The sequence below is a fragment of the Arabiibacter massiliensis genome (genome assembly GCF_902386925.1).
Classification (GTDB): Bacteria; Actinomycetota; Coriobacteriia; order Coriobacteriales; family Eggerthellaceae; genus Arabiibacter; species Arabiibacter massiliensis.
The window spans coordinates 243,125-265,759 of sequence record NZ_LR698996.1; the positions used below are offsets into that span (position 1 = coordinate 243,125).

17 protein-coding genes are annotated in these 22,635 nt (G+C 68.2%); 16 read left to right on the forward strand and 1 reads right to left on the reverse strand.

The window, feature by feature from the left end; all coding sequences use genetic code 11:
• The first annotated feature begins 124 nt into the window (after positions 1-124).
• Entirely contained in the window at positions 125-1,120 is a 996-nt protein-coding gene (ilvC, locus tag FX134_RS00995) for a ketol-acid reductoisomerase (RefSeq protein WP_080797120.1), read from the forward strand.
• A 219-nt stretch (positions 1,121-1,339) separates the two neighbouring features.
• Here ilvC and FX134_RS01000 read toward each other — a convergent pair whose 3' ends face one another.
• Positions 1,340-1,780, reverse strand: coding sequence for a hypothetical protein (locus FX134_RS01000; RefSeq protein ID WP_080797121.1), 441 nt, complete (start codon positions 1,778-1,780; stop codon positions 1,340-1,342).
• A gap of 97 nt (positions 1,781-1,877) precedes the next feature.
• Here FX134_RS01000 and FX134_RS01005 point away from each other — a divergent pair, with 97 nt between their 5' ends.
• The 15 genes from FX134_RS01005 (at position 1,878) to FX134_RS01070 (ending at position 22,266) form a co-directional block, all read left to right on the forward strand.
• Complete coding sequence (locus FX134_RS01005) at positions 1,878-2,384, forward strand: hypothetical protein (RefSeq protein ID WP_080797122.1); 507 nt, start codon at positions 1,878-1,880, stop codon at positions 2,382-2,384.
• A 12-nt stretch (positions 2,385-2,396) separates the two neighbouring features.
• Entirely contained in the window at positions 2,397-4,610 is a 2,214-nt protein-coding gene (locus FX134_RS01010; RefSeq protein WP_080797123.1) for a cysteine peptidase family C39 domain-containing protein, read from the forward strand.
• 11 nt (positions 4,611-4,621) lie between these two features.
• Positions 4,622-6,709, forward strand: a complete 2,088-nt coding sequence (locus tag FX134_RS01015; protein ID WP_143412109.1) for an ATP-binding cassette domain-containing protein — start codon at positions 4,622-4,624, stop codon at positions 6,707-6,709.
• 14 nt (positions 6,710-6,723) lie between these two features.
• Positions 6,724-8,529 carry a B12-binding domain-containing radical SAM protein gene (locus tag FX134_RS01020; protein WP_080797125.1) on the forward strand — a complete coding sequence of 602 codons (1,806 nt, stop codon included), beginning with the start codon at positions 6,724-6,726 and terminating at the stop codon, positions 8,527-8,529.
• A 167-nt stretch (positions 8,530-8,696) separates the two neighbouring features.
• The gene (locus FX134_RS14515; protein ID WP_172623325.1) at positions 8,697-8,864 is read left to right on the forward strand and encodes a hypothetical protein; all 168 of its coding nucleotides are present in this window, start codon (positions 8,697-8,699) and stop codon (positions 8,862-8,864) included.
• A 249-nt stretch (positions 8,865-9,113) separates the two neighbouring features.
• Positions 9,114-9,314, forward strand: coding sequence for a hypothetical protein (locus FX134_RS01025; RefSeq protein ID WP_080797126.1), 201 nt, complete (start codon positions 9,114-9,116; stop codon positions 9,312-9,314).
• A 184-nt stretch (positions 9,315-9,498) separates the two neighbouring features.
• Positions 9,499-11,079, forward strand: coding sequence for a phosphoglycerate dehydrogenase (gene serA, locus FX134_RS01030; protein WP_080803616.1), 1,581 nt, complete (start codon positions 9,499-9,501; stop codon positions 11,077-11,079).
• A 9-nt stretch (positions 11,080-11,088) separates the two neighbouring features.
• Entirely contained in the window at positions 11,089-11,952 is an 864-nt protein-coding gene (nrfD, locus tag FX134_RS01035) for an NrfD/PsrC family molybdoenzyme membrane anchor subunit (RefSeq protein WP_080797127.1), read from the forward strand.
• Between the two features lie 132 nt (positions 11,953-12,084).
• Entirely contained in the window at positions 12,085-12,465 is a 381-nt protein-coding gene (locus tag FX134_RS01040) for a GntR family transcriptional regulator (protein WP_080797128.1), read from the forward strand.
• Between the two features lie 9 nt (positions 12,466-12,474).
• Positions 12,475-13,422: an SPFH domain-containing protein gene (locus tag FX134_RS01045; protein ID WP_080797129.1), complete on the forward strand. Its 948-nt coding sequence runs from the start codon at positions 12,475-12,477 to the stop codon at positions 13,420-13,422.
• Positions 13,423-13,962: 540 nt separating this feature from the next.
• Positions 13,963-16,362 (forward strand): molybdopterin-dependent oxidoreductase, encoded by a 2,400-nt coding sequence (locus tag FX134_RS01050; RefSeq protein ID WP_080797130.1) that lies wholly within the window; start codon positions 13,963-13,965, stop codon positions 16,360-16,362.
• A gap of 10 nt (positions 16,363-16,372) precedes the next feature.
• On the forward strand, positions 16,373-16,993 hold the full coding sequence (locus FX134_RS01055) for a 4Fe-4S dicluster domain-containing protein (protein ID WP_080797131.1): 621 nt from the start codon (positions 16,373-16,375) through the stop codon (positions 16,991-16,993).
• Positions 16,994-17,005: 12 nt separating this feature from the next.
• Complete coding sequence (gene nrfD / locus FX134_RS01060) at positions 17,006-18,235, forward strand: NrfD/PsrC family molybdoenzyme membrane anchor subunit (RefSeq protein ID WP_080797132.1); 1,230 nt, start codon at positions 17,006-17,008, stop codon at positions 18,233-18,235.
• A gap of 711 nt (positions 18,236-18,946) precedes the next feature.
• Positions 18,947-20,479, forward strand: coding sequence for a 2-isopropylmalate synthase (locus FX134_RS01065; protein WP_080797133.1), 1,533 nt, complete (start codon positions 18,947-18,949; stop codon positions 20,477-20,479).
• A gap of 302 nt (positions 20,480-20,781) precedes the next feature.
• The gene (locus FX134_RS01070; protein ID WP_080797134.1) at positions 20,782-22,266 is read left to right on the forward strand and encodes an aldehyde dehydrogenase family protein; all 1,485 of its coding nucleotides are present in this window, start codon (positions 20,782-20,784) and stop codon (positions 22,264-22,266) included.
• Positions 22,267-22,635 lie beyond the last annotated feature (369 nt).

Consider the following 22,635-nt stretch of genomic DNA (forward strand, 5'->3'; position numbering starts at 1 on the left):
GTGACGCTTCCTGCTGGCGCCGCACGGGATCCTTCGACTCCGCGGCTTCGCCGCTCCGCTCAGGATGACAACCTGCGCGCCGCCATGTTCGGTAAAACCAGCCAACAAGAAAGGACACTCAACCATGGCTGTTACGATCTACCACGAGAACGACGCGAATCCCCAGCTCATCCAGGGTAGGAAGGTGGCCATCATCGGCTACGGGAGCCAGGGCCATGCCCATGCACTCAACCTCATGGACTCGGGCGTGGACGTGCGCGTGGGCCTGCGCGAGGGCTCGAAGTCGCGCGCGGCCGCCGAGGAGGCGGGCCTCAAGGTGATGGGCGTCGCCGAGGCCGCCGAGGAAGCCGACCTCGTCATGATCCTCACGCCCGACGAGACCCAGGCCGCCACCTACGAGGCCGAGATCGCCCCGCACTTGAAGCCCGGCGACACCCTCGCGTTCGCGCACGGCTTCAACATCCATTACGGCTACATCACCCCGCCTGAGGACGTGGACGTGGTCATGATCGCGCCGAAGGGCCCGGGCCACATGGTGCGCCGCGTGTTCACCGAGGGCGCGGGCGTGCCGTGCCTCATCTGCGTGCAACAGGACGCATCCGGCCAGGCCAAGGACGTGGCGCTGTCGTATGCGTGGGGCATCGGCGGCGCGCGCGCCGGCGTCATCGAGACGACGTTCAAGAACGAGACGGAAACCGACCTCTTCGGCGAGCAGGCCGTGCTCTGCGGCGGCGTGACGGCGCTCATCAACGCCGGCTTCGAGACGCTCGTGGAGGCAGGCTACCCGCCCGAGATGGCCTACTTCGAGTGCTTCCACGAGATGAAGCTCATCGTCGACCTCATGTACGAGGGCGGCATGGCGAAGATGCGCTACTCCATCTCCAACACCGCCGAGTACGGCGACTATTACGCCGGCCCCAAGGTGATCGGCGAGGAGGCGAAGGCGGCCATGAAGGGCATCCTCGCGCGCATCCAGGACGGCAGCTTCGCCCACGAGTTCATGGAGGACTCGGCGAACGGCCAGAAGTGGCTGCTCGAGCAGCGCGCCGAGCACGCCGAGGCCCAGATCGAGCAGGTGGGCGAGGGCATCCGCAGCATGTTCGCCTTCGCGCGGAGGTAGGCCGCCATCCGCCCCCGACGGGGGCTGTATCAAAAGTTTCGCCTCGCCGTCTCTCCCGGGCCGACCGTAGGGCAAGGGCTCTGCCCTTGCCGTCGGGCGGGATCGCCCCGCAGGTTGCGGCAAGGGCAGAGCCCTTGCCCTACGAGGCGGTCCCATGGCGGGCCTGCGCTCTGGGACTTTTGGTACACCCCCTTTTCGCGAAGGGCCGGGCTTTCGGGCCTACAGGCTGTTCTCCTTCTTGATGTTGCTGGCCAGCAGCACGCAGACGAGGGGAAGGATGATCCCGACGATGGCCCCGAAGATGTCGCTGCCGTCCGCGTTGCCGCCGAAGAACGTGCCGAGCGCATCGAGCACGGCCAGCACCAGGCCGATGATGGCGAACACGTAGAACACGCCGATCTTGCTCGGGTCGTTCGCGCCGCGCAGGCCGAAGATGCCGATGAGAAGGTCGATCGCGCCGCCCAGGAGCGCGACGAACCCGAGGAGCATGGCGAAGCCGCCCAGCATCACGGCGCCGTCGTCGGACGAGTCGACCCCCACGTAGCCGGCCAGGCCGCCGCCCGCCATCGCCAGCAGCCCCGCCGCGATCGATAGGGCCGCGAAAACGATCATGATGATGGCGATCACCTTGAGCGCCTTTTGCGAAGAGCTTTTCTGCATATCGTCCTCCTTCTCACGGAACCGCAACCCGATGAGCATAGCATATGGCTCGCGATTCCGGAGGACGCCGCCTCGCCTTTGGGCTAAAATAGCCTCTATGGGCGAGAAGGACATCTTCAGACGAGAGAGCCTCGAGCAGGACACGGGCGCCGAGCAGCTGACCGGCTATCTTCGCACGTCGAGCCCCGCTGCGTGGATGGCCCTCGCGGCGGTGGCCGTCATGGCCGCGTGCCTGTGGGTCTGGGGCGTGTGGGGTGTCATCGAGCGCGACGTGACCACGCTCGCCGTGGTGAAGGACGGCGTCGCCGTCATGTACGTGACCTCCATGGATGCCGGCGACGTTCAGGAGGGGATGACGGTCCGGCTGGGCGACGACGATGCCGACCAGGTGGATTCGGCGGGAGTGTCGGGAACGATCGAGGCGGTGGGCAGGACCTTTGACGTGGCCCCCGACTCCGACGTGCCCAAGCTCCTCGTGGATTCCCAGATCGGGCCGGGCGACCGCTACTGCGAGGTGACGGCCCGCCTCGACGTGGCCGACGGCGCCTATCCCGCCTCCATCGTCACGGAAACCATCCAGCCCATCAGCCTTCTGTTCAGGTAGGGGGGGCGCGCGATGGAAGCAGCCAGGCGGCAGAGGGCGTGCAAGGTGGCCCGCGTCCCCGTCATCATGCAGGCCGAGATGGCCGAGTGCGGCGCGGCGTGCCTGGCCATGGTGTTGGCGAGCCATGGGAAATGGGTCGCCATGGGAGAGTGCCGCGCGGCGTGCAACGTCTCGCGCGACGGCGCCCGGGCCTCCGACGTGCTGCAGGCGGCGCGGCATTGGGGGCTCGCCGCGGAGGGCTACAGCCTTGACATCGACGATCTGGTGCGGGAGGACGCGCTTCCCTGCATCATCCACTGGGACTTCAACCACTTCGTGGTGCTGCGGGGCTTCCGCGGCGGGCGGGCGTACCTGAACGACCCGGCCGTGGGGGCGTACTCGGTTCCGCTCGAGCGGTTCTCGCAGAGCTATACGGGCGTGTGCCTGGTCATGCGGCCCGAAGAGGGCTTCGAGCGCGGCGGCTCGCGTCCGAGCGTGCTCGCGTTCGCGCGGCGGCGGCTGGGCGGCCACGGCTCGAGCGTGGCGTTCGCCCTGTGCGCGGCGGCCCTGGGCGCCCTGTTCGCCCTTCTGCCGGCGCTGTTCAACCGGACGTTCCTCGACCTCGTGCTCGGCTACACCCCCGACGGCTTCCTGCCGCGCTTCCTGCTGCTGTTCGCGGGCGTGTCGGCGGCCATCGCCGTGATCGAGGCGGCGCGGACGGCCTACTCCTACCGGATGCTTGCGGCGCTGGCCGTGGGGTCGTCGTCGGCGTATCTGGACCATCTCATGCGCCTGCCCCTCGGGTTCTTCCAGCAGCGTTCCCCCGGCGACCTCTCGATGCGCGCCGAGGCCAACGAGACCATCGCGGGCACGCTGGTGAACACGCTCGTGCCGCTCGCGCTCAGCGTGGTCATGCTCGCGGTGTACCTGGCGGTCATGGTGGGCTACAGCCCCGTGCTCTCGGCCGTGGGGCTGTGCTCGCTCGCGGCGAACCTGGCCATAACCCGCATCGTGGCCGCCCGGCGCGTGAACTGGGCGCGCGGGCTCGTGTACGACCAGAGCCGGCTCGCCACCGAGACGGCGTCGGGCATCCGCGCCATCGAGACCATCAAGGCCATGGGCGCGGAGGGCGGGTTCTTCCAGGGATGGTCGGGCCGGCAGGCTCGCGTGTACGCCCAGACCGCGAAGATGGCCGAGACGAGCCAGACCTTAGGCGCGCTGCCCGCCATCGTGTCGTCGTTGGCCAACGTGGCCGTGCTGGGGGCGGGGATGGCGCTGTGCTTCAAAGGCGAGTTCACGCTCGGCATGGTCATGGCCTTCCAGGGCTTCATGCAGCAGTTCATGAGCCCGGCGCAGCGGCTGCTCGACTCGTCGCAGGTGCTGCAGGAGATGCGGACGAACACCGAGCGCATCGACGACGTCATGCGCTACCCGGCCGAGCGCGTATTCGCCGACGACGCGCCGCAGGGCGAGGAGGCCGGGAGCGCGGGAGCCACGGCCGCCGCCGCGCCTGCGCCGTTCGAGCGCCTTTCGGGCCGCATCGAGCTTGCGGGCGTGGCGTACTCCTACAGCCCGCTCGGGCCCGACTTCGTGAAAGACTTCGACCTGGTCGTCGAGCCGGGAACCTCGGTGGCCCTCGTCGGGCCCTCCGGGTGCGGGAAGTCCACCGTGGCCGGGCTCATCGCCACCGTGCTGAGCCCCTCGCGCGGCCGGATCCTCTACGACGGGGCGCCGGCCTCGTCGCTTCATCGCGCGGCGTTCTTCTCGTCGCTGGCCGTGGTCGATCAGAAGCCGGTGCTCGTGAAGGGGTCGTTCGCCGACAACATCGCGCTCTGGCGCCCGGAGATCTCGCGCGCCGACATCGAGCGGGCCGCGCGCGACGCCTGCATCTACGATGACATCGTCGCGCGGGAAGGGGGCTTCGACGCGCCGGTGGAGGAGGGCGGGGCGAACCTGTCGGGCGGCCAGCGCCAGCGCGTCGAGCTTGCCTGCGCCCTGGCGGGCGACCCGAGCATCCTCATCCTCGACGAGGCCACGAGCGCGCTCGATGCGCAGACCGAGCAGCGCGTCATGGAGGCCGTGCGCCGCCGCGGCACGACGCTCGTCGTGATAGCCCACCGCCTGTCCACCATCCGCGACTGCGACCAGATCGTCGTGCTCGAGCACGGCCGCGTCGTCGAGCGCGGCACGCATGAGTCGCTCGCGGCCGCGCACGGCCGCTACGCGCTTCTGCTGGCGGACGCATGAGGGGGGTGGCGATGGGCGAGGCTGCTGACAAGGCGACGGGCGGGCGCTGGGCGGGCTGGCAGGACGCGGTGGCGTGCGTGCTGCGCTCGTTCGGCATCGAGGCCGACGTCGCCTCCGACGAGGGCGAGCCCGCGCGCGACGAGATGGAGCGCGTGCTGCGCGGCCACGGCGCCATGCACCGCGCGGTAAAGCTCGAGGGCGCCTGGTATAAGGACGCCATGGGCGCCTACGTGGCGTGCCGCGCCGACGGCGGCGGCGCCGTAGCCGTGCTGCCGCGCTCCGGCGGCTACGTGATGCGCGACGCGCGCACGGGGCGCACGAGGCGCGTGCGCGCCCGGACGGCCGCCCTCATCGAGCCGGACGCGTTCTGCGTGTACCGGCCGTTTCCGCAGACGAGGCTCTCCATGCGCTCGCTCGTGGCATACACGCTGCGCTCGCTTTCGGCCTCCGACTACGCGTGCATGGCCGTGCTCGCGCTCATGGTCACCGCGCTGGGGCTGCTCATGCCGTTTCTCACGAGCCAGCTCGTTGAGGACGTGTCGAGCATCGGCAACGTGCGGTACCTGGGAACCACCGTCCTGCTCATGGCGGCCACGGTGGTGGCGCTCGGGCTTCTGAACTCCGTGCGCGGCCTGTTCTCCGCGCGCATCCAGCAGAAAAGCGGCGCGTCGGTGGCTGCGGCGGCCGTCATGCGCGCGCTCATGCTGCCCGCGTCGTTCTTCCGGCGGTTCTCGGCGGGCGATCTCGCCTCGCGCCTGAAGCTCCTGGAGGCCTACGCAACGTCGCTGGCCACCACCGCGTTCTCGTCGGGCATGGCCGCCGTGCTGTCGCTCGCCTACCTCGTGCAGATCGCGCACTACGGCCCCTCGTTGATCGTGCCCGCCCTCGCCTCGCTCGCGCTGTCGATGGCGGCCGCGCTCGCCCCTCTGAGGGCCTCGGTGGCGAACCGCCGGCGCGTCCTGGAGGCGACGGTGGCGCAGTCGGGGTTCGAGCTGGCGCTGTTCGGGGGCATCCGCAAGTTCAAGCTGAGCGGCAGCGAGGGGCGCGCCGCCGACGTTTGGCGGGGCATGCTGGCCCGCCGCGCCGAGGCCACCTACCGCCCGCCCCTCGCGGTGAAGTACGCCACGACGCTCGCGGTGGCGGCTGCGGCGCTCGGGTCGCTCATCCTGTTCGCCTGCGCGGGCATCTCGGGCGTGCCGCCGGCGGACTACTACGCGTTCTCCGTGGCCTACGGGCTGATGGCGGGCTCGTTCGCCTCGCTCGCGTCCTCCATCCGATCCGTCGCCCTCCTGCAGCCCACGCTCGGCCTTCTGCGCCCGCTGCTCGAGGCGGCGCCCGAGACTGGGGAGGCCAAGCGCGCGCTCGGGGAGTTTCGCGGCGAGGTGGAGCTGCGGGGGGTGGCGTTCTCCTACGAGGCCGGCGCGAACCGCGTGTTCGACGGGCTCGACCTGGCCGTCCGGGCGGGCGAGTACGTGGCCGTGGTGGGGCCGACCGGCTGCGGCAAGTCGACGCTGCTGCGCCTGATCCTGGGCTTCGAGGAGCCCGAGGCGGGGCAGGTGCTCGTGGACGGCGAGGATCTGGCCGGCATCGACGCGCGCACGCTGCGCCGCCAGACGGGCACGGTGCTGCAGGAGGCCGACCTGCTCTCGGGCACCATCTACTCCAACATCGTGGTGGGCAGCCCCTGGCTTACGATGGACGACGCGTGGCGCGCCGCCGAGCTGGCGGGCGTCGCCGAGGATATCCGCGCGCTTCCCATGCGGATGCGCACGCTGGTGTCGCAGGATTCGGCCGGACTCTCGGGCGGGCAGAAGCAGCGCATCGCCATCGCGCGGGCGCTGGCCGGCGAGCCGCGCATGCTCTTGTTCGACGAGGCCACGAGCGCGCTCGACAACGTGACGCAGAGGAAGATCATCGGCGCGCTGGAGAACCTGGACTGCACGCGCCTCGTCATCGCGCACCGCCTGTCCACCGTGCGCGCCTGCGACCGCATCGTCGTCCTCGACGGGGGCCGCGTGGCCGAGCAGGGGACCTTCGAGGAGCTTATGGCGGCGGACGGGCTGTTCAGGCGGCTTGCCGAGCGCCAGCAGATGGAGTGAGGGGGAGAGGGCACATGGCCGATACGATATCCGAGGGCGCGCTCGACGCGCTGTTCGTGGTTCCGTCGTTCGACGAGAGGGACGACGCCGACTTCAGCGGCCCCATCATCTTGATGGGCAGGGCGCGCGAGGCCGGCCTTGCCTGCGAGCTGGCGGGCTTCGCGCGCTTCGACCCCTCGCGCGGCGGCCTGGCGGCCATCGAGCAGGGTTTCGCCGCGTTTCTGCACGAGCGGTGCCCGCGCATCGTGGCGTTCTACTGCCGCTGCGACACGGCGCACATCATGGTGCGCCTCGCGCAGGCGGTCAAGCGCGAGGCGCCGGCCGCGTTCACGGTGCTCGGCGGGCCGCAGGCCGACTTGACGGCCGTGGAGGCCCTGGAGGCGTTCCCGTGGGTCGATTTCGTCTGCTGCGGCGAGGGGGAGGCCGTCGTGGGTCCCTTCTTCGCCTCGCTGGCGGCGGGATCGGCCGACCTCTCCACGCCGGGGCTCGTGTACCGCGCGGGCGGCTCCGTGCGCGCGAACCCGCGTCCCGAGCTGCTTTCTATGGAGTACCGGCTGGGCAACTACCTGCGCGAGCTCGACCCGGAGCTTCTGCGCAAGAGGGATCGGGCGATGATCGACGCGGGGCGCGGGTGCCCGTTTAGCTGCACGTTCTGCTCCACCAAGACGTTCTGGAAGCGCACCTTCCGCATGCGCAGCATCGACGACATGCTCGACCAGGTGGAGCGGCTGCAGCGCGAGCACGGCGTCGGGCGGTTCGAGTTCGAGCACGACTTGTTCACGGCGAGCAGGAAGCGCGTGCTGGCGTTCTGCGACGCGGTGGAGGCGCGCGGCCTGAAGTTCGGCTGGAGCTGCTCGTCGCGCGTGGATACGCTCGACGACGAGCTGATCGAGCGCATGCGCCGGGCGGGCGCCGTGGCGGTGTACCTGGGGGTCGAGACGGGGTCGCCGCGCATGCAGCGGCTCGTGAACAAGAATCTCGACGTGGGGTCGGTCGTGCCCGTCGCCCGCTCGCTGCGCGAGGCCGGCATGGAGGTGACGGCGTCGTTCGTGTACGGGTTCCCCGACGAGGCCGAGGAGGACCTCGCGCTCACGCTTCGGCTCGCGCTCGATCTGGAGGATGCCGGCCTGCGGCGCGTGCAGCTGCACCGCCTGGGCTTCTTGAACGGCACGGAGCTCTTCGAGCGCTGGGGCGGCGAGCTCGTGTACGACCCCGACCGCTCCGAGATGGTTTCGCAGACGGGGATCCGCGAGCTGGAGGGCATGGTGAGGACCCACCTGGGGATGTTCCCGCACTTCTGCTCCCTGCCGGGCACGGTGGCCGATGCCTACCCCCATGCGCTCGACTTCCTGCGCGCCTACAAGCGCGCCCCGCGGGCGATGGGCCTTGCGGTGCGCGCGCTCGGCGAGGGGGCCGCGGGGGCGCTGGCCGCATGCCGGGCGTTCCACGTCGGCTGCGCGGACGTGCTGGGCGAGATCGAGGGGACGGCCACCTCGTCTTTCGACACGGAGGAGTGGCTGCCCTTCGACCTGCGGCTGATCGAGGCGTTCATGGCGCATCTGGGCGCGATCGGCACCGTATCCGCCGAAGAGCGCGCGGCGCTTGCCGATTTCGCCTCCTATGAGACGGCGGTGCTGCGGATGGTGCGCGATCCGAGCCAGCCCGAGCGCACCGTCGACTACCGCTTTGACTGGCGCGCCATCAAGCAGGGCGAGCCGCTTGGGCGCATAGCCTGCGGGCGCGCGACGCTTTCGCTCGTGCGCGACGGGCGCCTGGTGCGCACGAAGGTGGTCGACCTGCACGAGGACGAGGTGGCGTGAGGGGGAAGGAGCGGGCGCGGCGGGGATTCGTTTGCTTGGTGCGGTGTTGGTGTGCTCAGATGCCCAGGTCAGAGTGGTATAATCGGGCCATCGGACATCCCTGTGCGCGGCGAGGCCGCGGGCGGGCGCATCGGTTCGCGCGAGCGGACGGAAAGAAGGAGGTTGCCATGACCGACGACAAGAAGAAGCTTTCCCCGGAGGAACTGGAAGAAGTGGCCGGCGGTGCGAGCGACAACGACATCGACGGCTTTCTGGCGTGCGACGACGGCAGCGACTTCGCTCCGGCGAGCGCGTCCGCAAGCGACGACGGCGTCGATTTCGCCCCGTCCAAATAGCGCCGGGCCGTTCCTCTCCGCCCTCCTGAAAGCCGCCTTCGGGCGGCTTTTCTCTTGCAGGGGGGGGAGGCCCTGCCGCTTCCGCCCCGGCGCCGGCTTCGCCCCCCGCACGCGATTTGGTGCGCTTTTGATGTGTGTGAATGCCCAGGTCAGAGTGGTATAATCGCGGTATCGGCACCCCGTTTCGCAGCGGAGGCGTTGCGGCGGGCACATCGGTTCGCGGAAGCGAACGGAAAGAAGGAGGTTGCCATGACCGACGACAAGAAGAAGCTTTCCCCGGAGGATCTGGAAGAAGTGGCCGGCGGCGAGGGCGCCAGCGTCGACGGCAAGGACTTCGCGCCCGCCTCGGCATCTGCCGAGTACAGAAGCGACGGCAAGGACTTCGCGCCGAGCGCGTCGGCGAGCGCGTCTGCGAGCGAAGACGGGATCGATTTCTGCCCGTCGAAGTAAGCCGACCGATCTTCACCTTGTTTGTTGAAGCCGCCTACGGGCGGCTTCTTTTTGGTGTGCGGCTGCAATTCCTCTGCCGCGCTGGGATTTTTGCTATGATGGTTCGGCTCAAGGGATCCACGGCGCGCACGCAGGGCGCGGACGGACGGTCGGAACGCTCATGAACGAGAAGGTGGTTTTCGGTATGACGAAGAAGGTGCTGGTAACCGAGAAGCTGGCGGACGCGGGCGTGGAGCTTCTGCGCGGCAAGGGCTTCGAGGTGGACGTGCGGCTGGGGCTGTCCCCCGAGGAGCTCATCGCGGCCATCCCCGCCTACGACGCGCTCATCGTGCGCTCGGGCACGCAGGTCACGCGCGAGGTCGTCGAGGCGGGGGAGCGCCTGCGCGTCATCGGCCGGGCCGGCGTGGGCGTGGACAACGTGGACGTGGACGCCGCCACCGAGCGGGGCGTCATCGTGTGCAACGCCCCCACCTCCAACATCGTGAGCGCCGCCGAGCACGCCTTCGCGCTCATGCTGGCCTGCGCGCGCATGGTGCCGCAGGCGAACGCGTCCATGCACGCGGGCAAGTGGGAGCGGGGCTCGTTCACCGGCGTGGAGCTCTACGAGAAGACGCTCGCCATCTTCGGCCTGGGGCGCATCGGCGGGCTCGTGGCCGAGCGGGCGCGCGCCTTCGGCATGAAGCTCATCGGCTACGACCCGTACTGCAGCCCCGAGCGCGCCGAGCAGCTGGGCGTCACCCTCTACGACGACGTGGACGCCATCGTGCCGCTCGCCGACTTCATCACGGTGCACCTGCCCAAGACCAGGGAGACCATCGGCATGTTCGGGCCCGACCAGTACGCCCGCATGAAGGACGGCGTGATCCTGGTGAACGCGGCGCGCGGCGGCATCTACAACGTGGACTCGCTCGCCGACTTTTTGGCCGCCGGCAAGATCGGCGCGGTGGGCCTCGACGTGTACGAGGACGAGCCCTGTACGCAAAGCCCGCTGCACGAGTTCCCCAACGCCATCCTCACGCCGCATCTGGGCGCGTCCACCAAGGAGGCGCAGCTGCGCGCCGGCGTGCAGACGGCCGAGTACGTGGCCGCGGGCCTCGCGGGCTCCATCGTGCCGACCGCGCTCAACATGGCGCCCGTGCCGCCCGAGGTGATGGACGCCGTGGGGCCCTACGTGCCCGCGTGCCAGATGATGGGCAGCATGCTCGCGCAGATCCACGGCGAGATCCCGCAGTTCCTCAAGCTCACGGCGGCGGGCGCGCTCGCCGATGCCGATACGTCCATCCTGGTGGCGGGCACGCTCAAGGGGCTTTTGTCGTACAAGAACGTGGCCACGGTGACGCCGGTGAACGCCGAGGCGGTGGCCAGGCGCCACGGCATCAAGGTGGACGCGCTCTTTTCGCCCGACGCCGGCGGCTACGCTTCCACGGTGTCCGTCGTGGCCGACGGCACGGAGGCGGCCTGCACGCTGGCCGGCGAGGGCCAGGGCGCGCGCCTCGTGTCGCTGTTCGGCTACAAGCTGGACATCGCGCCGGCGGGGCAGTCCCTCGTCTTCGAGTACGTGGACGCGCCGGGGCGCGTGGGCGCGATCGGCACGGTGCTCGGCGAGGCGGGTATCAACATCACCACGATGCAGATCGGCACGAAGCCCGAGGAGCGCTGCGCGCTCGCGTACATGAACGTGGAGGGCGAGGTCACCCCCGATGTGCTCGACCGTTTGCGCGCCGAGCTCAAGGACCTCAAGAGCCTCTGGCATGTGAAGCTGTAGCGGCGCGCCATGTTCGGCCCGCTCATCGTCATCTACCTGTTCTTGGCGGGCGCGGGAAGCGGCGCGTTCGTCGCGGCCGTCCTCCTGTCGCGGCGCGCGCGGTCCTCCGCCGCGCTCGCGGCCTCGCTTCGGCGCGTGGCGCTGCCCGCGCTCGTGGCGTCGTGCGGCCTGGTGGCGGTGGGCGCGGCGTGCCTCATGCTCGATCTGGGGCGGCCCGAGCTCGCGCTCTCCGTGCTGGCGAACCCGGCGGGATCGGTGCTGTCCGCGGGCGCATGGGCGCTCGTGGCCTTCGTGGCGCTCGCGGCCGCGCTCGCGGCGTGCAACCTGGGGGCGCTGCGCCTCGGCCGGGGCGGCGTCGCGGCCGTGAAGGGGCTCGGGTGCGCGGCGGCCCTCGTGGTGATGGTGTACTCGGGGCTGTTCCTGTCCACCATCGACACGCTGCCGTTTCTGGCCTCGCCGCTCGTGCCGGCGCTGTTCGTGCTCTCGTCGCTGTCGTGCGGGGGAGGGGTGCTGCTCGCGCTCCCGCTGCTGGCCGACGCCCCTGCGCGCCCGATCTTTCGCGAGGTGGCCCGCGTCGATGCCGCGCTGCTCGCGCTCGAGGCCCTCGCGCTCGGCGCGCTCGTGGCGCTGGCGGCGGCCGACCCGCTGTCGAGCGCTGCGGCGGGACGCCTGCTCGCGGGTGACCTCGCGCCCGCGTTCTGGGGAGGGCTCGTCGCGGCGGGCATCGCGGCGCCCTTCGCGCTCGAGGCCGCCCTGCGCGCGCCCGATGCCCGCGCCAGCGCCGCGGTGGGCGCGCTTCTGCTGGTCGGGGGCTTCTTTCTTCGCCTCTGCCTGTGCGCCGCGCCGTTTGCGGGGCTCTCCTCCTATTTGTAGCTGCGCGAAACCGCGTGCGATCCGCGTCGAAAAGGCGTATGATGCGCAGTAAGATATATAGGGTTGTATTTGGCTAGCGATGTAGGAAAATCGGGGCCCGCCCCGAGGGGGCGGCGCGAGGAAGCCGGGGCAGTGGAGAGATTCAGCATAGACGAGCGCAGCGGCGTGCCCATCTGGGTGCAGCTGCGCAACCGGCTGGCCTACCTCATCCAGACGGGCCAGTACCAGCCGGGCGACCAGCTTCCCACCGTGCACGAGATGGCCGTCCACCTGGGCATCAACTACAACACCGTGAACAAGGTGTACCGCAGCATGGAGACGTCGGGCCTCATCGTGTCGAAGCGCGGGCGCGGCACGTTCGTGGCCGAGAGCCCCGCGCCGGCCGAGGGGGGCTCCGTCGGGTCCACCGTCGACGCGATGATGGGCGACTTCGTCCGCCAGTGCGAGGAGCTGGGCATGACGCGCGACGAGGTCGTGGCGCGCCTTCAGGACACGATCTCCCGGATGGGTTAGGAGCAGGCTATGGTCAAGTTCGGCAAGCGCGGCAGCGGCGTCGATCGGGCGGGCGACGTGCTCGCAGGCGGCGAGGGTGAGGCCCCAAGCAGGCGCAAGGCGTCGCGTCGCGGCGCGGTCGTGCTGGCCGTGGCGCTGTTCCTCATCGGGTTCGCCGTGGTGGTGGGCACCACCTACGCGTTCCGCTCGGCGTTCACCGTGGCCGCCGGCGTGCTCGCGGGCCTGGCGCTGGCCAGCTGCATCCACATCGCCTACGAGTGGGAGCGCGCCGTGGTGCTGCGCTTCGGGCGGTTCCAGCGGCTCGCGGGGCCGGGGCTCTACGTCACCATCCCCGTGGTGGATTCGGTGACCGTGGTCATCGACCAGCGCATCTCGTCCATCTCGTGCTCGGCCGAGCAGGTGCTCACGGCCGACCTCGTGCCGGTGGACCTGGACGCCGTCGTGTTCTGGATGGTGTGGGACCCCAAGAAGGCGTGCCTGGCCGTGGAGGACTACGAGCGCTCCGCGTCGCTCGTGGCGCAGACGGCGCTGCGCGACGCCATCGGCCAGGTGGAGATCGCCGAGCTGTCCATGCAGCGCGAGCACATCGACCACCAGCTCAAGCGCACCATCGAGGCCAAGACCGAGCAGTGGGGCGTCACCATCATCGACGTGGAGATCCGCGACATCCGCATGCCCCAGGAGCTGCAGAAGGCCATGAGCGCCGAGGCCCAGGCGCAGCAGGAGCGCAACGCGCGCGTGGTGCTGGCCGAGGTGGAGAAGGACATCTCCGACATGTTCATCGAGGCCGCGCATGCCTACCGCGAGGACGACCTGGCGCTTCAGCTGCGCATGATGAGCCTCGTGAACGAGAGCGTGAAGGAGGGCGGCAACATGGTGGTCGTGCCGAGCCCCTACGCCCAGGGCTTCACCGGCGACATCGCCAGCGCCCTCAAGAAGGGCAGGGGAGAGGCCTAAACCCTCCCGCATCCCCACGTACAAATGTTTCACGTGAAACATCCCGGCCTGCCATCCTGAGCGGGGCGCAAAGCGCCCTTCATGTCATCCTGAGCGGAGCGCGAAGCGCGGAGTCGAAGGATCCCGCGCGGCGCCAGCCGAAAGCGTTACTGCTATCGCCGCGCGGGATCCTTCGACTCCGCTTCGCTCCGCTCAGGATGACAACTTGGGCGTACAGATGTTTCATGTGAAACACTTGTCGCAACGCTGTGCGACAACGCTCGCGCTTTCGCCGCCGTCCCCCTGTCAAAAGGGATCCTTCGATTCGCTGCGCTCGTTCAGGATGACAACAGGGGCGTACAAGTGTTTCACGTGAAACACTTGTCGCAAGGGCGTGCGACAACGCTTGTGCTCTTCGCCGCTGTTACCATACCGTTTGCCGCCTCAGGATTATTCTCGAAATTTACATATTCAGTTTCCTATTTAACTATATTACTATGAAAATCAGTTAATGAGCAGTCTTCGAGGAAACGGTCATGAATCACTGAGAAAGGGGATGCAATGGCCAAAGACGAGACGAACGTGACGCGACGCGGCTTCATCAAGGGAACCGCCGCCGCGGGCACCGGCCTGGCGCTGCTGGGCGCGGGCGCGATGACCACCGCCGACGGATGGCTGGCGGAGGCGCACGCCGAGACGGGCGAGGAGCACACGGCCTACACCTACCACCAGTCGCACTGCGGCGGCATGTGCCCGCTCGCGTGCACGGTGCGCGACGGCCGCATGGTGTCGGTGCAGCCGAACAACTGCTGCGACGACCGCTACGAGACGATCTGCGTGAAGGGCATCTCGGAGGTCCAGCACATCTACGGCGACCACCGCATCCAGACGCCGCTTCGCCGCACGGGCGAGCGCGGCGCGGGCGAGTTCGAGCCCATCTCGTGGGACGAGGCGCTCGACGAGGTGTGCGACACCCTGAAGGAGCTCCAGGCCAAGCACGGCAACGACTGCGTCGTGGTCTCCTCCGGCGCCGAGGCCAACTTCCCCTGGCTCGCCGCCACGCTCGGCGCGCAGGTGGACGGCAGCATGGGCATCGACGTGGGCATCGGCAACGGCCTCGACCCGGCCATCGGCTTCGGCGGCGGCTACGCGATGGCCACCTGCGAGGCGCGCGACTGGGTGAACTCGAACATGGTGCTCAACGTGGGCAGCAACTTCCTCGAGTCCAGCCTTCCCAACGTCCGCCTGTTCTTCGAGGCGAAGGAGGCCGGCACCCGCATGGTGACGGTGGACCCGCACTTCTCCACGACGGCCGGCAAGTCCGACCAGTGGGTGCCCATCACCCCCGGCACCGACGCCGCCTTCTTCCTGGGCATGGCCAGCACCGTCCTCGACGAGAAGCTCTACGACGAGGACTTCGTGCTGAACCACACCTCCTTCCCGTTCCTCGTGGACACCGCCACCGGCATGCTGCTGCGCGACCACGCGGAGGACCCGAACGCGGAGGAGCCCGAGACGGGCGAGCAGAACCCCTTCTTCGTGTGGGACACGGCGACCAGCGCCAAGGCCGCCCACACCGACGCGGCTGCCAAGCCCGCGCTCGAGGGCACGTTCACCGTGGACGGCAAGCAGTGCGCCACCGTGTTCACCCTGCTCAAGAAGAAGCAGGTCGAGTACACCCCCGAGTGGGCCGAGGGCGTGAGCAGCGTGCCGGCCGACACCATCCGCGAGCTCGCCCGCGAGTACGCCAAGGGCCCCGCGTGCCTGGCGCTCGGCTGGGGCGGCAACGACAAAATGGGCAACGCCGACATCGCGGGACATGCCGCCGTGACCCTCGTGGCCCTCACGGGCAACGTGGGCAAGGTGGGTGCCGGCGTGGGCGTGTTCGTCGGCGGCAGCTACAACGGCCATGCCGGCGCGCTCGGCGCCTGGCCCGTGCCGGAGGACTTCGCGGCCGCCGAGCTGGAGATGCCGCTCTACGACGCCCGCGAGGGCAGCGCCAAGGTGCGCGCGTGCGTGTTCACCGGCGACGTCCTGCAGCAGCACATCGGCAACATGAACAAGACGGCCGAGTTCGCCCGCGGCCTCGACTTCATCGTCACCATCGACCCGTACTTCACCGAGGGCGCCAAGTGGGCCGACATCGTCCTGCCCGCCACCACGCGCTTCGAGAACGACGCCGAGGTGGGCAACGTGAAGATCGGCTACAGCAACATCGTGCTGCAGAACAAGATCATCGAGCCCCTGTTCGAGGCGCGCACCGACTTCTGGATCGGCAAGGAGATCGCGAAGCGCTTCGGCAAGGACGGCCTTTTGCCCGCCACGTCCGACGAGTGGGTGGCCAAGGTGCTCGCCACCTCGCCCGACCCTTACGTCTCGTCGCTCACGGTTGACAAGATCAACGAAAAGCAGGGCGTCTACCCCCTCGAGGGCATCGAGGAGCCGCGCCGCGAGTTCATGGATCGCACCTTCGCCACCACCTCCACCCGCATGGACGTGTACTACGACGGCCTCGCGTCCTATGACCAGGCGCTTCCCACCTGGGAGCCGCCGCTGGAGGCGCACGCGGACAGCGAGCTCGCCTCGAAGTACCCCCTGCAGCTGGCCAACGTGCGCACGCGCTACCGCATCCACAACCAGTTCAACGACGCGAAGTGGATCCAGCAGTTCGCCGAGCCGCGCATCGAGCTCAACCCGGTGGAGATGGAGTCCCGCGGCCTGGTCACGAACGACGTCGTGGAGGTGTTCAACGACCGCGGCTCCTACAAGTGCCGCGTGAAGGCCAACGAGTCCATCCGCCCCGGCAGCGCGCGCATGTTCGAGGGGCAGACCGCCGACTTCATGGTGGAGGGCAACGTCCAGAACGTCACCAACGATAGTTACGTGAAGCGCGGCTCCGAGCTTCTGTGCGGCCCGGTCATCCCGTTCTCCGACACCCTCGTCGAGATCAAGAAAGCGTAGGTGAGAGGTCATGACCAAGCTTGGCATCGCCATCAACCTCGAGCGTTGCGTCGGGTGCAACACCTGCGCCAACGCCTGCAAGATGCAGAACAACATCCCCATGAACATGCTCTACATCCGCGTGGAGACCGACGGGCTCGACACGGCCGACGGCGCGCACGGCACCTACCCGGACCTCAGCCGCACCTACATCCCCGTGGCGTGCCAGCACTGCGAGAACGCCGCGTGCCTCAAGGTGTGCCCGGTGGGCGCCACGTACAAGGACGATAAGGGCCGCGTGGAGATCAACTACGACAAGTGCATCGGCTGCCGCATCTGCATGGCCGCCTGCCCCTACAACGCCCGCGTGTTCAACTGGAGCGAGCCTGTGCGCGACCCCAACTGGAATTACGGCGACAAAGACGTGCCGGTGCGCCCGAAGGGCGTCGCCGAGAAGTGCACGCTGTGCAAGGAGCGCACCGACCGCGGCGACATCCCCATGTGCGTGCGCGTGTGTCCCGGCCGCGCCCGCGTGTACGGCGACCTCGACGATCCGAACTCCGAGATCTCGAAGGTCGTGCGCGAGAACAAGGCCTATCAGCTGCTCGAGGAGTTCGGCACCCGCCCGCAGCTCCGCTACTACAACGCGTAAGGGGGCTCTTTGATGGAAACGAAACGAATCTCCCGTCCGGCCATGATCGTGCTGGCCGTGATCGCCGCCGTCGGCGCGGGCGCGTGGATCTACCAGACCATGTTCGGCCTGGGCGTGACCGGCATGAACAACGGCACCTCCTGGGGCCTCTACATCGCGGCGTTCATGTTCTTCGTCGGCCTTTCCGCCGGCGGCCTGATCGTGGCCTCTTCGGCGTCGATCTTCCACGTGACCGAGTTCAAGCGGGTGGCGCTGCCGGCCGTGTGCGTGTCCACGGTGTGCATCTGCTGCGCGGGCCTGTTGGTCATCCTCGACCTCGGCGGCGTGGCGCGCATCTTCAACCTGCTGCTGTCGCCGAACTTCATCTCGCCTTTGTTCTGGGACATCTGCGTCATCTCGCTCTACCTGGTCATCAACCTGATCTACCTGTACTTCATGACGTCGAAGAAGGCCGACAAGTCCAAGATCGCCATCGTGAGCCGCTTCGCCCTGCCCATCGCCATCCTCGTGCACACGGTGACGGCGTGGATCTTCGGCCTGCAGATCGCCCGCGAGGGCTGGCACTCGGCCATCATGGGCCCGCTGTTCGTGGCCTCGGCCATGGACTCCGGCCTGGCGCTCCTGCTCATCGCGCTCGTGTGGATGAACCGCCGGGGCATCTGGGAGACGTCCAAGAAGCTCATGGGCATGCTGGCGGGGCTTCTGGCCACCTGCATCGCGGTCGACGGCTACATGGTGGGCTGCGAGCTTCTGACCACGGCGTATCCCGGCTCCGAGGGCGGCTGGCATGTGCTGTCCCAGATGTTCTTCGGCGCCACGGCCCCGTACTTCTGGATCGAGATCATCGTGGGCGTGATCATCCCGTTCACCATCCTCGTGTTCGCGAAGAACCGCGCCAAGACCGGCCTCATCGTGTTCGCCTCGGCGTGCGTGGTGGTGGGCGTGTTCTGCAAGCGCGTGTGGCTGCTGTTCTCCTCGTTCATCACGCCGAACACCTTCGGCGGCCCCGGCCTCATCGACGGTACGTCGGCGGGCGGCACCGGTATGGACGTGTGGACGGCTGTGAGCACGTACGCCCCCTCGTGGGTTGAGTACGCGGTGCTCCTCGGCGTGATCGCGCTCGGCGCGCTCGCGTTCCTCATCCTGGTGGAGCGCTTCATCATGAAGGCGAAGCCGACCGACTTGATCGACGCCGACGCCGCAGCCCACGGCGCGGCGAAGGCGGAAGCCCCCTCCTGCTAGCCTTGCCGCCGCTCCCTGCGGCGACCCGGCCGGCATGACGACGGCCCCGGCGAGCGATGCGCTTGCCGGGGCCGTTCTGCGTCTCGCACGGGGGGCTCTTTCCGAAATCGAGGGCCCGAGTGCACAGAAATCGCCGCTCTGAAGCTTTTTTCGCGTATCGAGCCTTCCGGAAGAGGATCCTGTGCGCAAGCAGCAGCCGTTTGCCCAGGTCGCGTTTCGCGGCGTGCCCGCAGTGGCCGTCGAGGAGCTTCAGAGCGGCGATTTCCGTGCTTTGGAGGCCGGCGGTGAGCGGAGCGGGTCGAGGGATCCCGCGCGGCACCGCAGCGGCATACATCTGCAATGTCGTCGAGTTATGCACCCTTGCGTCGTCGAAAAGCCCCGGAAACTGCAATGTCGTCGAGTTATGCACCCTTTTAGGTGCGGAAAAGAGAAGAGGTCGGAACGCGACCTGCGGTTTTCTCGGCTGCTATCCGTCGCGCCCTCCCGAATCGCGGGTTTCACGGCAACGCAAGGGTGCAGAACTCGAGGACATTGCAGAAAACGCCCCCTTTCGTCCGCGTGTTCCCGCCTGTGCCCGCCTCTGAATGCGCATGTTTTCCGTTGGCGGCGAATCCGAGCGTCCATTGCCGGCGGTTTTGCTATGATTGTCGAATCATTTTCAAGCCGCCTGCCGGTCGCCCGCCAGGCACGAGACGGAAAGGACGCACGCACATGACGCGCAAGATCGATATCTTCGACACCACGCTGCGCGACGGCGAGCAATCGCCGGGCGCTTCCATGAACACCGAGGAGAAACTGGTGGTCGCGCGTCAGCTTCTGCGTCTGAACGTGGATGTCATCGAGGCGGGATTTCCCATCTCCAGCCCGGGCGACTTCGAGTCCGTGCGCCGCATCGCCGAGCTCGCGGGCGATGCAGCCGTCGTCTGCGGCCTCACGCGCGCGGTGGAGAAGGACATCGACGCGGCCGCCGACGCGCTCAAGTACGCCAAGCGCCCGCGCATCCACACGGGCCTCGGCGTGAGCCCGAGCCATCTGCGCGACAAGCTGCGCATCAGCGAAGACGAGTGCGTCGAGCGCGCCGTGAAGTGCGTGACCTACGCCAAGAAGTTCGTCGAAGACGTGCAGTTCTACGCCGAGGACGCGGGCCGTTCGGACTACGATTTCCTCGTGCGCGTCATCCAGGCCGTCGTGGACGCGGGCGCCACCGTGGTGAACATCCCCGACACCACGGGCTACTCGCTGCCCGAGGAGTTCGGCCGGCGCATCAGGTACCTGATGGAGGGCGTCAACGGCATCGAGAACGTGAAGATCGCCGTGCACTGCCACAACGACCTGGGCATGGCCACGGCGCTCGCCATGGCCGGCGTGAAGAACGGCGCGCGCCAGGTGGAGTGCACCATCAACGGCCTGGGCGAGCGCGCGGGCAACACGGCCATGGAGGAAGTGGTCATGGCCATCCGCATGCACGAGGAGGAGCTGGACGCCCACACCGACGTCAACGCGCGCGAGTTCTGCAAGGCGAGCCGCCTCGTGTCGTCCATCACCGGCATGAGCGTGCAGGCCAACAAGGCCATCGTGGGCGCGAACGCGTTCGCGCACTCCTCGGGGATCCACCAGGACGGCGTGCTGAAGAAGCGCGACACCTACGAGATCATCGACCCGGCCGACGTGGGCGCGGGCACGAGCCAGATCGTGCTCACGGCGCGCAGCGGCCACGCTGCGCTCAAGCACCGGCTGGAGGAGCTGGGCTACGAGCTGGAGGGCGAGGCGCTCGACCAGGTGTACGAGGCCTTCCTCAACCTGGCCGACAAGAAGAAGGAAGTCTACGACGAGGACCTCGAGAGCCTGATCAACGAGCGCGATCGCAACGAGAGCGCCGTCTACACGCTGGAGGGCGTGCAGATCAGCTGCGGGTTCCCGCTCACGCCCACGGCCACCGTCACGCTCAAGAACGCCGCCGACCAGGTGGTCACGGCGTGCGAGTACGGCACGGGCCCCATCGACGCCATGTGCAAGGCCGTGAACAAGATCGTGCAGGTGGACAACGACCTGACCGAGTTCGCCGTGCAGTCCGTCACGCGCGGCATCGACGCGCTCGGCGAGGTGACCATCCGCGTCACCGACCCGACGGGCGACGTCTACACCGGCCGCGGCGCCGACGGCGACATCGTGGTGTCGTCCACGAAGGCGTACCTGAACGCGCTCAACCGCCTGCTCAACGACAAGCAGACCAAGCGGGGGTAGGGACATTTGGCATAAAAGGGGACAGTCCCCTTTTATGCCATTTTTCGCAAACGCGTCATCGTCATCCCGCGGGCGGCTTATCAGCCGCCGGCGGGCCGCGTGCTTCCGCTCGTCCGGCGCGATACTCCAGCGATTCCCTCGGATATGCTACTTCACCAGCAGCGTTTATCGACCGTTGACGGCTTTCCACAAAACCCCGACTGACATGCCGTCAAGGCGGGGGGTATGCTGGGGGCAGCGGTCCTCATGGATCGCTCGGTTGGGCAGGGCGGCGCGACGCCGCCGGAAGAAAGGATGCGCGCATGGAAAACCCCGCACAGAAATCCTACCAGCTCTACATCGGCGGCCAGTGGGCCGACGCCTCGGACGGCGGCACGCTCGACGTGTTCTGCCCGGCCAACGGCGAGCAGCTCTCCACCATCGCCGACGCGACGAAGGAAGACGTCGACCGCGCGGTCGACGCGGCGTGGAAGGCGTTCGAGACCTGGGGCAAGACCGACAAGGCCGAGCGCGCCATCATCCTGAACAAGGTGGCCGACGTCATCGAGGAGAACGCCGAGCACTTCGCCCTCATCGAGACGCTCGATAACGGCAAGCCCATCCGCGAGACGCGCGCCATCGACGTGGCGCTCTCCGTCGACCACTTCCGTTACTTCGCCGGCGTGCTTCTGGCCGACACGGGCGAGGCCGACCTGCTGCCCGGCAACATGATGTCGCTCGTGCTGCACGAGCCCATCGGCGTGGTGGGGCAGATCGTGCCGTGGAACTTCCCGTTCCTCATGGCCGCCTGGAAGCTCGCGCCCGTGCTCGCCGCCGGCGACTGCACGGTGTTCAAGCCGTCGTCCACCACCTCGCTCACGGTGCTCGAGCTGGCGCGCCTTACCGAGGGCATCATCCCTCCGGGCGTGTTCAACGTGGTCACGGGCCGCGGCAGCAAGTCGGGCCAGTACATCCTCGACAACCCGAAGATCAGCAAGCTCGCGTTCACCGGATCGACCGAGGTGGGCCGCGACGTGGCCCGCGCGGCGGCCGAGCGCCTCATCCCGGCCACGCTGGAACTCGGCGGCAAGTCGGCCAACATCATCTTCCCCGATGCCAAGTGGGACATGATGCTCGACGGCATCCAGCTGGGCATCCTGTTCAACCAGGGCCAGGTGTGCTGCGCCGGCAGCCGCATCTTCGTGCACGAGGACATCTATGATAAGTTCGTGGAGGACGCGTGCCGCGTGTTCAACAACGTGAAGGTGGGCATGCCCTGGGAGGATGACACCCAGATGGGCAGCCAGATAGACCAGAACCAGATGAAGAAGATCCTCGACTACGTGGAAATTGCCAAGCAGGAAGGGGGGCGTGTCCTCTGCGGCGGCGAGCGCGCCACCGAGGGCGAGCTCGCCAACGGCGCCTTCCTCAAGCCCACGCTCATCGAGGTGCCGAACAACTCGTGCCGCGTGGCGCAGGAGGAGATCTTCGGGCCCGTGGCCGTGGTCATCAAGTTCACCGACGAGCAGGAGGTCATCGACCTGGCCAACGACTCGGTGTACGGCCTGGGCGGCGCCGTGTGGACCCGCGACATCAACCGCGCGTTCCGCGTGTCGCAGGGCGTGCGCACGGGCCGCATGTGGGTGAACACCTACAACCAGATCCCGTCCGGCGCGCCGTTCGGCGGCTACAAGGAGTCCGGCATCGGCCGCGAGACGCACAAGATCATGCTCGAGCACTACTGCCAGACCAAGAACATCATGATCAACCTCGGCGAGGAGCCGAGCGGCTTCTACCCCGAGAAGTAGGGTAGGGAAGCAACTAGGTTCGACCAAGCGGGCGGCAGCGATGCCGCCCGCTTTCGCGTTAATGCCAGTGCTTCTTGCATTGACTGCGTGTCACGCTTGTTTTCTGCCAGGCGGAAGTATTTGACGCATGCCTCATATGCTCTGGGTTTGAAGAAAAAGAATCAGGGGGCAAAGAATCTCTGCGGCGTATGCGCTATTATGCTTGTACGGTGGCGTAACCGCATAGGGGCAAAGGGTGCGGGCCGCCGCGAAAGGGTACTTGCTGCTCATGCGCTGGTGGGGGATTGCCTATGTCAAGAATCGGGAAGCTACGTGCATCGTTCGCTGTTGGGCTCATGGGCTACGGCGTGTGTCGGGCGTGGATTCTCG

Coding starts and splice junctions, on each gene's coding strand:
- serA (WP_080803616.1), top strand. CDS start 9,499: ATGACGAAGAAGGTGCTGGTAACCGAGAAGCTGGCGGACGCGGGCGTG.
- FX134_RS01025 (WP_080797126.1), top strand. CDS start 9,114: ATGACCGACGACAAGAAGAAGCTTTCCCCGGAGGATCTGGAAGAAGTG.
- nrfD (WP_080797132.1), top strand. CDS start 17,006: ATGGAAACGAAACGAATCTCCCGTCCGGCCATGATCGTGCTGGCCGTG.
- FX134_RS01000 (WP_080797121.1), bottom strand. CDS start 1,780: ATGCAGAAAAGCTCTTCGCAAAAGGCGCTCAAGGTGATCGCCATCATC.
- FX134_RS14515 (WP_172623325.1), top strand. CDS start 8,697: ATGACCGACGACAAGAAGAAGCTTTCCCCGGAGGAACTGGAAGAAGTG.
- ilvC (WP_080797120.1), top strand. CDS start 125: ATGGCTGTTACGATCTACCACGAGAACGACGCGAATCCCCAGCTCATC.
- FX134_RS01050 (WP_080797130.1), top strand. CDS start 13,963: ATGGCCAAAGACGAGACGAACGTGACGCGACGCGGCTTCATCAAGGGA.
- FX134_RS01065 (WP_080797133.1), top strand. CDS start 18,947: ATGACGCGCAAGATCGATATCTTCGACACCACGCTGCGCGACGGCGAG.
- nrfD (WP_080797127.1), top strand. CDS start 11,089: ATGTTCGGCCCGCTCATCGTCATCTACCTGTTCTTGGCGGGCGCGGGA.
- FX134_RS01015 (WP_143412109.1), top strand. CDS start 4,622: ATGGGCGAGGCTGCTGACAAGGCGACGGGCGGGCGCTGGGCGGGCTGG.
- FX134_RS01010 (WP_080797123.1), top strand. CDS start 2,397: ATGGAAGCAGCCAGGCGGCAGAGGGCGTGCAAGGTGGCCCGCGTCCCC.
- FX134_RS01005 (WP_080797122.1), top strand. CDS start 1,878: ATGGGCGAGAAGGACATCTTCAGACGAGAGAGCCTCGAGCAGGACACG.
- FX134_RS01055 (WP_080797131.1), top strand. CDS start 16,373: ATGACCAAGCTTGGCATCGCCATCAACCTCGAGCGTTGCGTCGGGTGC.
- FX134_RS01020 (WP_080797125.1), top strand. CDS start 6,724: ATGGCCGATACGATATCCGAGGGCGCGCTCGACGCGCTGTTCGTGGTT.
- FX134_RS01045 (WP_080797129.1), top strand. CDS start 12,475: ATGGTCAAGTTCGGCAAGCGCGGCAGCGGCGTCGATCGGGCGGGCGAC.
- FX134_RS01070 (WP_080797134.1), top strand. CDS start 20,782: ATGGAAAACCCCGCACAGAAATCCTACCAGCTCTACATCGGCGGCCAG.